8 protein-coding genes and 1 pseudogene are annotated in these 13,558 nt (G+C 63.2%); 7 read left to right on the top strand and 2 right to left on the bottom strand.

The window, feature by feature from the left end:
- The first annotated feature begins 162 nt into the window (after positions 1-162).
- The 3 genes from xylA (at position 163) to BIGA_RS05440 (ending at position 4,822) form a co-directional block, all read left to right on the top strand.
- Positions 163-1,509: a xylose isomerase gene (gene xylA / locus BIGA_RS05450; protein WP_033507682.1), complete on the top strand. Its 1,347-nt coding sequence runs from the start codon at positions 163-165 to the stop codon at positions 1,507-1,509.
- Between the two features lie 263 nt (positions 1,510-1,772).
- Positions 1,773-3,593 carry a glycoside hydrolase family 43 protein gene (locus BIGA_RS05445; RefSeq protein ID WP_051917114.1) on the top strand — a complete coding sequence of 607 codons (1,821 nt, stop codon included), beginning with the start codon at positions 1,773-1,775 and terminating at the stop codon, positions 3,591-3,593.
- A complete protein-coding gene (locus BIGA_RS05440) occupies positions 3,593-4,822 on the top strand; it encodes an MFS transporter (RefSeq protein ID WP_033507681.1) in 1,230 nt (409 codons plus the stop codon). Before BIGA_RS05445 ends, BIGA_RS05440 begins: the two co-directional genes overlap by 1 nt.
- Before the next feature lie 471 nt (positions 4,823-5,293).
- Here BIGA_RS05440 and BIGA_RS05435 read toward each other — a convergent pair whose 3' ends face one another.
- Complete coding sequence (locus BIGA_RS05435; RefSeq protein ID WP_051917113.1) at positions 5,294-6,340, bottom strand: LacI family DNA-binding transcriptional regulator; 1,047 nt, start codon at positions 6,338-6,340, stop codon at positions 5,294-5,296.
- 570 nt (positions 6,341-6,910) lie between these two features.
- Here BIGA_RS05435 and BIGA_RS05430 point away from each other — a divergent pair.
- The 4 genes from BIGA_RS05430 (at position 6,911) to BIGA_RS05415 (ending at position 12,067) form a co-directional block, all read left to right on the top strand.
- Positions 6,911-8,188 carry an ABC transporter substrate-binding protein gene (locus tag BIGA_RS05430; RefSeq protein WP_033507680.1) on the top strand — a complete coding sequence of 426 codons (1,278 nt, stop codon included), beginning with the start codon at positions 6,911-6,913 and terminating at the stop codon, positions 8,186-8,188.
- Positions 8,189-8,331: 143 nt separating this feature from the next.
- Positions 8,332-9,369 (top strand): carbohydrate ABC transporter permease, encoded by a 1,038-nt coding sequence (locus BIGA_RS05425; RefSeq protein WP_033507679.1) that lies wholly within the window; start codon positions 8,332-8,334, stop codon positions 9,367-9,369.
- Position 9,370: 1 nt separating this feature from the next.
- Positions 9,371-10,240: a carbohydrate ABC transporter permease gene (locus BIGA_RS05420; RefSeq protein WP_033507678.1), complete on the top strand. Its 870-nt coding sequence runs from the start codon at positions 9,371-9,373 to the stop codon at positions 10,238-10,240.
- 240 nt (positions 10,241-10,480) lie between these two features.
- Positions 10,481-12,067, top strand: a complete 1,587-nt coding sequence (locus BIGA_RS05415; RefSeq protein WP_034259774.1) for an IS3 family transposase — start codon at positions 10,481-10,483, stop codon at positions 12,065-12,067.
- Between the two features lie 87 nt (positions 12,068-12,154).
- Here the strand turns inward: BIGA_RS05415 and BIGA_RS05410 are convergent.
- A pseudogene (locus BIGA_RS05410) lies at positions 12,155-13,263 on the bottom strand (IS30 family transposase).
- Positions 13,264-13,558: the final 295 nt, after the last annotated feature.

The following is a 13,558-nucleotide window of genomic DNA, read 5'->3' as shown; positions in this document are numbered from 1 at the left end:
TGCTTGGGATGTGGCTGGCTGAATGGGCGTCGTATGACGCGAAACGCCGATAAAGTTAAACGAATTGACATACTTGGGTAAATGGTCTTACTATGTATGCAACGGCGGACCACAAGAACGCCGACACAATAACAGCTCGAATCAACAGCAAAGGAGCAACCCATGGGTCTGTGGGATGTTGACAAGATCGAATACGTCGGTCGCCAGAAGGGACCGCAGGAGGGCCTGGCCTTCCATTACTACGACGCCGACCGCGTCGTCGCCGGCAAGAAGATGAAGGATTGGCTGCGCTTCGGCGTCGCCTGGTGGCACACCTTCGATCAGGAGCTCGTCGATCCGTTCGGCACCGGCACCGCTCACCGTCCGTGGTACGGCAAGTACTCCAACCCGCTCGACGAGGCTCTGGCCAAGGTCGACTACGCCTTCGAGTTCTTCACCAAGCTCGGCGCCGAGTACTTCTGCTTCCATGACCGCGACATCGCTCCGGAAGGCGACACCCTGCGTGAGACTAACGCCAACCTGGACAAGGTCGTCGACAAGATCGAGGAGAACATGAAGGCCACCGGCGTCAAGCTGCTGTGGAACACCTCCTCGCTGTTCACCAACCCGCGCTTCGTCTCCGGTGCCTCCACCTCGCCGTTCGCTGACATCTACGCCTACGCTGGCGGCCAGCTGAAGCACAGCCTGGAGATCGCCAAGCGCCTGGGCGCCGAGAACTACGTGTTCTGGGGCGGCCGCGAAGGCTACGAGAACCTGTGGAACACGCAGATGCAGCGTGAGCAGGAGCACATGGCCAAGTTCTTCCACATGTGCCATGAGTACGCCAAGGAGATCGGTCTGGACGCCCAGTTCCTGATCGAGCCGAAGGCCAAGGAACCGACGATGCATCAGTACGACTTCGATGCCGCCACCGCCATCGCCTTCCTGAAGACCTACGACATCGACTTCATGAAGCTGAACCTCGAGGGCAACCACGCCAACCTGGCCGGCCACACCTACCAGCATGAGATCCGCACGGCCCGTGAGGCCGGCGTGCTCGGCTCGCTCGACGCGAACCAGGGCGACAAGCTGATCGGCTGGGATATGGACGAGTTCCCGACCGACCTGATGGAGACCACCACCGTGATGTGGGAGGTCATCGACGAGGGCCAGATCGGTCCTCGCGGTGGCCTGAACTTCGATGCCAAGCCGCGTCGTACCTCCTTCGACGCCGAGGACCTGTTCCGTTCGCACATCGCGGGCATGGACACCTTCGCCGCCGGCCTGCTGGTCGCTGCGAAGATGCACGAGGACAAGTTCATCCAGAACCTGCAGGCCGAGCGCTACGCTTCCTACGATTCCGGCATCGGCGCCACCATCGAGGATGGCACCGCCACGCTGGCTTCCCTGGAGGAGTACGCTCTCGACATCCCGCAGGCCAAGCTCATCGAGACCACCAAGTCGGATCATCTCGAGTCCGTCAAGGCCACGATCAACAACTACATCATCGACGCCCTCGCCGAGGCGTGATGATTCCGGGCCCGACCTGCCGGGAGGGCCCGAAGATGGCGAACCGGTGTCGGCCGCTTCGGCGGTAAGAAGCGACCGACACCATAGAACCAGTCATATTCTCCTTTCTCCTTTTCCTTCCGATTGATCGAGAGAACGCCTGCGGGGGCAACCCGTGGGCGTTCTCCCGTTTCGGGGCTCCGAAAGTTTCACCACACTTTGGTACAACGCTGTATGAAAGTTTCGAGACAGCGCATCCAACTCTCTGTACAAGGACCACGACGATGACCACAACCACCATCACTAATCCGATCCTGACCGGCATGTACCCGGACCCGTCCTGGATGTGGGACGCGGACCACGGCCGCATCGCCATGGTCAACTCCTCGTTCGAACTGGTGCCCGGCCTGCCGATCCACACCTCCGACGACCTGGGGCGGTGGATCCACGTCTCCGACGCCATCGACGAGGCGATGGCCCGTCGTCTGCTCATCCCATTCGTGGAAGATTCGGGCGGCGTCTACGCGCCGACGTTGCGCCGCATCGGTGGCCGGTACGTCATCGTCTGCACGATCGCCCGCATCAATGAGGAGGCAGCGCGGCGCGGCGGCGTCACCGAGGAGGAACTCGCGGCCGCCGCCAAGGCGGAGGGCAACTTCGCAATCGTGGCCGACACGCTGGAGGGACCGTGGTCCGGCCCGTACTGGATCGAGGGCGCCGAGGGCATCGATCCGGACATCTTCGAGGATTGCGACGGCGCGGTGTACTGGACCCAGACCCGTCCCGCCCTCGACCCGCAGTGGGAGGGGCAGACCGAAATCTGGACGCAGCGCATCGACCCGGAGACCTGGACCCTGATTAACGACGGCCAGGCCGCCGGCGATGGCAGGACCGTGATCTGGCGCGGCTACGGCGTCGATGCGGTCTGGGCCGAGGGACCGCACCTGTACCGCATCGGCGACTATGTATACCTGTTCACCGCCGAAGGCGGCACCAGCTTCGAGCACAGCGAGATGGCGATGCGCGTGTTCGCGCCGCAGGGACTCAAGGCCGCAATCGAGACGTTCCGCGCGGACATCGCGGAGGCCGGCGTCGCAATCCCCGCGCCGCGCGAGGGCGAACACTGCCTGCTGGGCACGCACGACCGTTTGTTCCACGCGAACAAGAAGAACCCGATCCTGACCCACCGCCATCTGGGTCTGAACGAACCGGTGCAGTGCGTCGGCCACGGCGACATCCTGCACCACCCGACGCTGGGCTGGTGGATGGTCAGCCTGGGCGTGCGTGAAACCAAGGGCGCCAACCCGGGCGAGCTGCTGAGCTACCTGGGTCGTGAGCCGTTCATCGCGCCGATGACGTGGGAGCATAACCCGTCGAGTTGGAAGCTTGACGGCGGCGGCGCACCGACCTCCGACCCGGGCGATCCCGGCTGGCCTGTCGTCGCGCCAGGCCTGGGCCGGATGCCGGAGCGTCTGACGATTCTCGACGCGGGGACGGATATCGCCGCTGATGATCCGGCCGTCCGCGGCATGACGGCCGTCGCCGACGACCGCGCGGTCCGTGTGCTCATCGGCCTGAACGACGCCGGGACCCGTGCCGCGGCGGCCCGTCCGGTGCTGGATGCCGATCGCGAGGCCGACCTGACGATCCGCGATGAAACCGGCATCCGGTACGCGCGCATCGCCGAGGACGACACGCTGCTGTCCGTACCGGACGGCGGCACGTTGGTCATCCGACAGAACTCCACCCATCTGGTCACGCTGTGCCATGGCCTGGGAGATGGCCGGCGGCCGGCGGGCGTCACCTGCATCTTCACCGAGGATGGCGTTGACGACACCCGCAGCTATGGGCCGCTGCCGGAAGGCTGCACGCGTGTGGCCGTGCTGATGCGCCGCAACGAGCTGACCGTGCTGGCCTATGACGGGACCCGTGACGTGGCCGGACTCGTGGAAGAGACGATCCGCGGCGGCGAGCCCGACGGATGCCGGGTGATGGACCGCCGCGACGCCCGTTTCCTGAGCACCGAATGGTCTGGCGGCTTCGTCGGCTGCCTGGCCGGCGTGCCGACCGGGACTCTGGCCGTCGACGGGGAGACGATGCACTGATGACCCGGGCCGAAACCGGGGAGCGCATGCCGTGGCGGTTGGCGATCGCCCTGGTGATCGGTCCGGCCGCCTGGCTCATGCCCCATCAGGGTGCGATCTCCACGCTGTTGCCGCAGCGCGTCAGCGAGATCGATCCGGCGAACAAGGTTTCGCTGGTCATGATGTTCTCGACCATCGCGATGCTGGTCGCGCTCGTATCGAACATCGTGCTCGGCGCCTGCTCGGACCGCACCCGCACGCGGTTCGGCAAGCGCAAGCCGTGGATCATCGGCTGTTCGATCCTGTCCTGTCTGGTGCTGTTCGCGTTCAGCCGTGCCGACGGCATCGGCGCGATGCTCGGCTGGTGGTGTTTGTACGAGTTGGTGGTCAACGGCGTGGCCGCCGCGATGATCGCGCAGCTGTCCGACCGGGTGCCGGCGCGATGGCGGGGCACCGTGTCCTCCGCGTACGGTCTCGGGCAGATGATCGGCGGCCAGACCGGCATTCTCGTGGCCGCGCAGTTCCTTGAGAACGTGACGCTGGGCGTGGAGACCTTCGCCGCGGTCGCGCTGATCGGTGGCATCATCTCCGCGCTGCTGGCCGGGGAGCGTTCGAACCTGGACGAACCGATGCCGCCGTTCAACCCGCGCGAGCTGCTGAGGATGTTCATGTTCCCCACGCACGGCGCGCGCGACTTCTACAAGACGCTGGCGGCGCGGTTCCTGTTGACGGTGGGCAGCAGCATGATCTCGAACTACATGCTGTACATCCTGCAGGACTACCTGCACCTTGATCAGGCCGGTGCGCAGAGGATGCTGTCCATCAACTCGTCGATCACACTGGCGATCGGGCTGGTCTGCTGCCTGGCGGCCGGACCGCTCGCCGATCGGATCGGGCGACCGAAGATACTGACGGTCATCACCGCCTGCATGATCGCCGTCGGCGCGATCATCCCCTTCCTGTTCCCGACCCCGGCGGGGCTGATCGCATTCTCGGTGATCGTCGGCATCGCCAACGGCGCGAACTCGTCGCTGATCCAGACGATCAGCGTCGAGGTACTGCCGAACCCGGAGGCAGCCGCCAAGGATCTGGGCTTCCTGAATCTGGCGAACACATTGGGCGGCGTCGGCGGATCGTTCGCGGCGGCGATGGTCATCAACACGGTCGGCTACGGCGGCGTGTTCGTCGGCGAGGCCGTGGTGGTGCTGGTGGCGGCCGCGTTGTTCCGCTCGATCCGCCGCGTGCGCTAGTCGGAAGGCTGAGGATCGGCATCGATGGATGGTCTTGGTGCCGATGGGCGGACGCCGCCCGGACGATGGTATGGCATGCGTCATGGCCGGTTCGATGACGACTGGCCATGGCACCGTCGTGTTGGCATGGAACGGGAGTTCGGGTGTCGAAATGAGCGGTTCCGTTGGTCTAAACCCATCAAAACGTGACGGTTGACGAAATTTGAACCCATCAAAACGTGTCGATCCGGCATCTCCTAACCCATCAAAACGTGACAAATCGACGATTCCTAACCCATCAAAACGTGCAAAGAGAGAAGTGTCTCCACTCCGTGAAATGAAAACCGGCCAACTCTGGGAACAAAAAACAGTCCAACTCTAGGAACGAAAACGGTCCAACTCGGGGAACGGCTGATAGTAATCATTGCAATATCAAGGTTTTGGAGCGTTGATACGATCCATCATGCAAGTTCGCCGAACGCGTGGGACCGCTCAGTGCGGTTCGCTGATCTCCAGCGGGCGCGTGCTGTCCCGGACGATCAGCGTGGTCGGGTAGATGGAGCGGTTCTGGATCGGTCGACCGTGCGATTTGTCGATGATCATGCGCACGGCCGCGGCGGCCATGTCCTGCAGCGGCTGGCGGACCGTGGTCAGCGCCGGGCCCATGTGCGCCGCCGTCTGCACGTCGTCGAATCCGATGACGGACAGCTGCTCGGGGATCTTCAGATCCAGCGTGCGCGCCGCCTCGTAGACGCCCATGGACTGCAGGTCGCTGCCGGCGAAGATGGCCGTGGGGCGTTTGGCGGAGTTCTTGAGCAGCGACAGTCCCTGCAGGTAGCCGCCGGCCGTGGAGAAGTCGCCTTCGCGCACCAGGTCGGGGTCGAAGGGGATGTCGTGCTCGTCCAGGGCCGCCTTGTAGCCGTCGAGTCGCGCCTTGGAGCACAGCATGGAGTTCGGTCCGGTGATGATGCCGATGCGGGTGTGCCCCAGGGAGAGCAGGTGACGGGTGGCGATGAGGCCGCCGGTCCAGTTGTCGGCCTGTACGGAGAGGTTGTCGGGGGAGGGGTCGCCGGCCGGGTCGAGCGTGACATAGTCGATGTTGAACGCTTGCAGGCGTGATTTCTCCGATTCGGTGAGGTTCGAGAAGATCAGCACCACGCCGAGCGGCTGCCGGCGCAGCACGCCTTCGACCCACCGGGAATCGGGGTGCGAGCGGTCGCCGCTTTCGGTGGTGACGACGCTCATCTCATGGGCGCTGGCCTCGTGCACGATGCCGCGCAGCACCTCCAGCGACCAGATGTTGTCGAAGTTCTGGAATACGGCTTCGATGAGCTTGCGGTTCTTGGTGGTGGAGATGCGCTTGGTGTAGCCGCTGTCCCGCAGCGCCTCCTCGATGATTTGTCGGGTGCCGGCGGCCACGTCGCTGCGGCCGTTGAGCACCTTGGAGACCGTGGCCAGGGAATACCCGGTGCGTTCGGCGATGTCGGCTAGCTGCGTGGATTTGGACGACGCTCGGTGACGACGCGCGGTGTCGGACATATGCAACCCCTTCTATGATATGATGTACAATGAATTCGTAAATTCCGGAGTCCAGTATATCGAAATTTTCGACAACACACGAAGAGTGCCGTCTGAAAACATGAAAGCGTCGAAAACTTTCGAAAATGTTCGGAAAGTGTTGAATGTAGAGTGTCGTCGGTGGCTGTCGAGACGGCGGTAGATGTCTGGGCGGGTGATGTGTGGGTGCTTGATGGGGGTGCTGGGCGGTGTGGGGGATGTACGAAAGACTGAAATAATGCCGTAATCAAGCGATGTCAAACGTTTGCACCGATGCTTCTGCGGTAGGCGGGGTGTGTGGGAGTGGGTTTAGGGCGTGGGCCGCGACACGCCGCGCGCTGTAAGTTTGACGGTTTAACTAACTCGCGATAGTATTTTTTCTATCGAAAACAATGAAAGTTTTCGGAAATATTAGAATTCGGAATCGCGAGACGATCGGGTTCGACGGGCCGTAACGCTGCACAACGGCGGAAGGTTCCTGAGCCCGGGAGAAAGGACGCTACGTCGGGTCGCCGAGGTGGCTGCGGTTTCGAACGGCATATAGGAGGAACGATGAAGTTTAAGAGGATTCTGGCCGCCGGTGTTTCGGCCGCTGCCGTGCTGGGCATGGCCGCCTGCGGCGGCGGAGGCTCGTCCGCCGACGACAACACCATCGTGTTCTGGCACAACGCCACCTCAGGTGACGGTCGTCAGTACTGGGAGGATTTCGCCGCGGAGTTCGAGTCGGAGCACGAGGGCGTCACCGTCCAGATCGAGGCCATCCAGAACGAGGACTTCGAAGGCAAGCTGACCACCGCCATGCAGGATCTGTCCTCCGGCCCGGATGTGTTCATGGCCCTGGGCGGTCAGAAGGACCGCGACATGATCGCCGCCGGCCAGATGATGGACCTGACCGACAAGATCACCGATGAGAACAAGGAGAAGCTCGGCTCCTCGCTAGATTCGGCCACCTACGACGGCAAGATCTACGGCATGCCGACCACCGTCCAGCCCGGTGGCATCTGGTACTCCAAGGATCTGTTCGCCCAGGCCGGCATCACCGAGGCTCCGACCACCTGGGAGGAGCTGATTGATGCCTGCCAGAAGCTCAAGGACGCCGGCATCGACCCGATCGCCGTCGGCGCCAAGGATGCCTGGCCGGCCGCTCACTGGTATTACTGGCTGTCCCTGCGCATCTGCTCGCCGGACGTCTACGAGGAGAGCATGGCCAACAAGGACTTCTCCGCCGAATGCTGGACCGCTGCGGGCGAGAAGCTGCAGGAGCTCAACGACGCTGGCTACTTCAACGAGGGCTACCTGACCACCACCGCCCAGCAGGGCGCGAGCTCGTCGGCCGGTCTGTTGGCCAATCACAAGGCCGCCATGGAGCTTATGGGCACCTGGGAGCCGGGCGTGCTCAAGGATCTGACCCCGGACAAGCAGCCGATGGCCGACCTCGGCTTCTTCGCCTTCCCGTCCGTCGAAGGAGGCGAAGGTGAGGAGGGTGCTCTGATGGGTGCTGCCACCGGCTTCGGCGTGAATCCGGAGGCTCCGGATATCGCCATCGAGTTCATCAACAAGATGGCTGAGAAGGAGTGGCAGGACAAGTATGCCACCGCGTTCTCCACGATTCCGGCGACGACCGAATCCCAGGCCGACGTGACCGATGAGAGCCTCGCCATGCTCATCACCGCCCTCAACGAATCCGACGGCATGAAGCTGTGGATGGATACCTCGCTGGGTGCCAACATCGGCAACGCTCTGAACACCGGCGTGGTGAACCTGCTCTCCGGCACCGGCACCCCGGAGGACATCGTCAAGGCGATGAACGACGCCGCAGCCAAGGGCTGATAACGGCCAGGGCGCTCTCTGACTGAAACGGCGGCCGGAACCGATGAGGATGGTTCAGACCGAAGATGATTGAACCATCCGGCAACGGTTCCGGCCGCCGTCCCCTTTTCCACAGCATGTAACAGACAATCAATGGAGATCCCATGACAAGTGCAATCCAAGCGGAAGCGGCACGGCCCCGCTCCGCCAAGAAGGAGAAGAAGCCCAGCAGTGGCAAGCTGCAGCGCAATCTGGAAATCCTTGTGCTCGCGGCGCCGGCCATCATCGTGTTCGTCGGCTTCGTGATCCTGCCGCTGATCCTCGGTTTCTACTACGGCTTCTACCGCTGGAAGGGCTTCGGTATGCCGTCCGAGACCGGTGAGTTCGCCGGCATCGACAACTACATCACCGCGTTCAAGGACCCGACCTTCCAGGCCGCCATCGGACATACGTTCATCGTGGTCGTCGGCTCGCTGGTCATCCAGGCGCCGATCGCCATCCTGTTCGCTTTGCTGCTCAACCAGAAGTTCAAGGGCCGCGGCCTGGTCCGCACGCTGATCTTTGTGCCGTACGTGATCTCCGAGGTCATCGTCGGCACCGGCTGGAGCCTGCTGCTGCAGAAGACGGGCGCCGTCAACGAGCTGCTGTCCTACATCGGCATCGACGGTCCCGACTGGCTCGCCGACCCGAAGATCGCCATGATCACGCTGCTGGTCATCATCAGCTGGAAGTACATCGGCTTCGCCGTCATCCTCATGCTCGCCGGCATGCAGTCCATCCCCGAGGAGCTGTACGAGGCCGCCAAGGTGGACGGCGCCGGATTCTGGCAGATGCAGTGGAGCATCACGCTGCCGCTGCTGGCCCCCACCCTGCGCATCTGGGTGTTCCTCTCGATGATCGGCTCGCTGCAGCTGTTCGATCTGGTCAACATCATCTGGGGCAGCTACATCTCCGAGACCGCAGGCGTCTCGACGATGGCGACCTACATGGTGCGCAACGGCCGCGATTCCGGCAACTACGGCTACGGTTCGGCCGTGGCGATCATCATCTTCATCATCTCCCTGGTCGTGGCGCTCGTCTACCAGAAGTTCGTGCTCAACCGCGATCTGGAGGGAGCTCTGACCGAAGAGAAGCAGGCCAAGAAGCGCGCGGCCAAGCGCGCCAAGGAAGCGCAGCGGCTGGCTGCAAGCGAGGTGAAGTGAGATGGCCAAGAACACGCAATACACCAAGACCAACGGCTACCGCGTCTCACAGAAGACCCCGTGGGGCCACCCGGTGGTCTACCTGCTGTCGGTGATCCTGGTGGCGATCTGCACGGTGCCGGTGCTGTACATCATAATCGGCGGCTTCCGCACCAACTCCCAGATCACCAACAACCCGTCGGGCTTCCCGAACCCGTGGGTCATCGACAACTACATCAACGTGGCGCAGAGCGACACCTTCTGGGTGGAGCTCAAGAACTCGCTGATCGTGGCGGTGTTCACCATGCTGGGCGTCGTAGTCCTCGGCATCATGGTCAGCTACGTGATCGCGCGTTACAAGTTCAAGTACGCGCCGCTCATGTACTCGCTGTTCTCGGCGGGCCTGATGTTCCCGATGACCGTCGGCATCACGCCGCTGTACCTGATGATTCGCAACCTCGGCCTGTCAAACTCGCTCGCCGGCATCATCCTGCCGCAGATCGCGTTCGGCCTGCCGCAGACCATCATCATCCTGGTGCCCTTCCTGCAGTCCATCCCGAACGAGCTCGAGGAGGCGGCGCTGCTCGACGGCTGCTCGCGTCTCGGCTTCTTCTGGCGCATGGTCATCCCGCTGGCCATGCCGGGCGTGGCCACCGTCGGCATCCTGCAGTTCGTGGGCAGCTGGAACGGCTACATGCTGCCGTTGTTCGTCCTGAGCAGCTCCGACAACTACACCTTGCCGCTCGGCGTGTCCATGTTCAGCTCGGAGCATTCGGTCGATACGGCCGCCGTGCTGGCGTTCACGTCGCTGGCCATGCTGCCGGCCCTGATCTGCTTCACGATCTTCCAGAAGAAGATCGTCGGCGGTCTGACCGGCGCCGTCAAGGGCTGATCGGCGCAGTCAAAAGCTGATTGGTCATCAGGAAAGGCACCCCCAAGAAGGGGGTGCCCTTCCTGATATGGAGCACGAAGATCTCCAATACATTGCTCGCTGGGTTCTAGACGAATCCGTTGATATCCGTATTGATGATGGACTGTTCAAAACTGATCGACTACGGATCGCTGTACAACCTGAAAATGAACGGGGTGGTGACGAAATGTTGGACTCCTTGAGCGGGGAGGAGTCGTCATCATGGCGAGGTATTCGAGGGAGCAGCGCAGGCGCGCGGCGGAGTTGTACGAGCGGTACGAGCACAGCGCGGCGGACGTGATCCGGGAGCTGGGGTATCCCAGCAAGGAGGCGTTGCGCATGTGGCATCGCGACTGGCTGGAGGAACGGCGCACGGGGATCCCCTCCAGTCGTGGCGAGCATTATTCGAGGTACACGGATGGTCAGAGGCGCGCGGCGGTGGAGCATTACCTGACACATGGCAGGCGTCTGAGCAGGACCATACGCCAAATGGGGTATCCCAGCCGTGAGGTGCTGGCGGCGTGGATCGACGAGCTGGCGCCCGGGGAGCGCGCGGTCAAGCGCGGCCCGGTGGCGGACGAGGTCAGGCGTATGGCGGTGGCGCGGCTGGTCGCGGGCGGTGTGACGTCGCGGCAGGTCGCGGCCGAGGTGGGCGTGGAGGCGTCGGTCGTGAGAAACTGGAAGCGTCAACTGCTGCACGAGCCGGTACCGGAGGACGATCCAGTGACACCAGACAAGCCGGGGAAGAGGAATGATGGCGCGGCGGATCCCGACGCGTCGGATCTGGACGGGCTGATTGCCGAGCGCGACCGTGTGCGCGCCGAGCTGGAGCGGATCCGCCGGGAGAAACGGGAGGCGGAGATCGAGCTGGCGATCCTCAAGGGGGCGTTGGAATTGGTGGGAAAAGAGCGGGGCGCAGACCCGGACAACCTGACCAATAGGGAGAAGACGATCCTCGTCAAGGCCGTCAGTGCCGGACATGGCATCCCCGCGGGGCGTCTGCTCGCCCGGGTCGGTCTGGCGCGCAGCACGTACTACCATCAGTTGAACGCGATGAACAGGCCGGACAGGGACGAGGGGCTGCTCGCCCTGGTGCGCGACGTGTTCGAGAACAGCCTGCGCCGCTACGGCTACCGGCGGGTGTGGCTCGAACTGAGAAACGCCGGGATCGTCGTGTCCGCCAAAAGGGTCATGCGGCTGATGACGCGGCACGGGCTCGTCCCCTTGCTCAAGCGGGCCCGGCGCTACAGCTCGTACAAGGGCGAGCTGACCAAGGCGCCGGACAACCTCGTCAATCGCGTTTTCCATGCCGAGGGGCCGAACCGGCTGTGGGTCACGGACCTGACGGAGTTCTCCATCCCCGCGGGCAAGGTCTACCTCAGCCCGGTGATCGACTGCTACGACGGGATGCCGGTGGCCTGGACGATCGGCACGAGCCCGAACGCCGAGCTGGCCAACCGGATGCTCCGCGACGCGTGCGCCACGCTCGGGGACGGGGAGCGTCCGGTCATCCACTCCGACCGCGGTTGCCACTACCGGTGGCCCGGGTGGATCAGCATCTGCAGGGAGAACGGGTTGACCCGGTCGATGAGCGCGAAGGGCTGCAGTCCGGACAACGCGGCCGCGGAAGGGTTCTTCGGGCATCTCAAGCAGGAGTTCTTCCACGGCCGGAGCTTCACGGGCGTCACCATCGAAGGGTTCGTCGAACAGTTGGACGGGTACATGCGCTGGTATCGGGACGAGCGGATCAAGCTCGCCTTCGGCACCAGCATCGCCAAACGAAGACGCGAGCTCGGACTCATGGCATAATCAAAGAACAAGGACACCGGAGTCCAACAAAACGTCACCACCCCCGAATCCCGCTTTCCCGCTGATGTTGTCAGCCGTCCCCCGGATTCAACTTGTTAGTGCAATGCTTGTGTTTGGGTTGGTGGTTTTAGATTGTAGTCGGGTTATCTCCTCGTCCCATGCCTCGTTGGGTGTTTTGTATTCGAGCTGTTTCATGGGGGTGTCGTCGGTCTCCTTGGCGATCGCGTCGAGCTCGGCCTGGGTCAGGTCGTCGAACGGGGTTTTCTTGGACAGGTAGCGGCGGATCCTGCCGTTCTCCTGTTCTCGTTGGTGCCGCGCTGCCAGGAGCTGTAGGGGTCGGCGAAGTAGACGGGCATGCCCAGGGCCTCGTCGACCAGCGTGTGGCAGGAGGCCTCGGTCCCGTTGTCCCAGGTCCGGTCGATCCTCGCCTCGGCGGGCAGGTCCCCGTGGATCTCGCATTCGGCGCGCGCGGTGGCCATGGCGCTCTTGTCGGGGACCAGGCGCGCGAACGGTCCGCGGCTTTTGCGCTCGACCTGCGTGTCGATGCACACGCGCGAGGGGGCCGCGCCTATCACGGTGTCGGACTCCCGGTGGCCGAACTGCCCGCGCGAGTCCACAGCCCTGGGTCGTTGGCCGATGTCCACGCGCATGGGGATGCGCGGCCCCCCGACCTTGCGTCCCTTCCGTCTGGCGCGGCGCCTCCGTCCCCGCGGCAGGTATTGGCGCAGGTCCAGGTCGCGCTGCGGTTTCGCGTAGATCCATTGGTGGAGGCATTCGTGGCTGACCCGCATCACGGGGTCGTCCGGGTACTCCAGCTTCAGCCTGCCCTCGATCAGCTCGGGGCTCCATCCACGGCGCAGCGCGTCCATCACCCACGAGCGCAGCCGGTCCGAGTCCATGCGCCGCGGTTTGCGGGACTCGTGGCGCCTCAGGTCGGCCCTCCGCTGCGCCGCGAGGGCGGAGTAGAACGGCATGGACGTCCAGGGCCCGGTCTTCAGCCGTTTCGGCCGGTACGGGCGGTAGGATTCGTTCTCGTTGGACGCGAACCACAGGCCGCGCCTCAGCTCGCGCGACACGGTGGCCTTGTCCCGGCCGACCAGCTCGGCCGTTCTCCTGATGCTCAGCCCCTGCTCGCAATGCAGCCTCTCGATCCGGATCCGCTCGTCCGGGGACAGGCGCGAATAACATGTACCCACGAGTGCAACACCTCCAGCTGGAACCTAGACACTTCCAACCCTAGGCAGGTGTTGCACTTCTATCTAGAACCCGCGTCCTTCAACTGCTTTCGAGTATAACGATATTTCAACAGTGTGGCTGGTTTAGCGGTGCGTCGAGGTCACCGATAGGTGAAATATCATCGAAAATACTGAATTATTTTCGAATTTCTCTCATATTGTGGACAAAAGGACACGGTGTGATGTGAAAAATACCGGAAAATCAACAATTTTGAGCACCTTTCATGCCAGTGTCTTAAGTTTGACAAATGAATTA

The organism is Bifidobacterium pullorum subsp. gallinarum (assembly GCF_000741215.1).
Classification (GTDB): Bacteria; Actinomycetota; Actinomycetes; order Actinomycetales; family Bifidobacteriaceae; genus Bifidobacterium; species Bifidobacterium pullorum_B.
The sequence above is the reverse complement of the archived record's forward strand: the minus strand, read 5'-3'. Positions and strand labels throughout refer to the sequence as shown.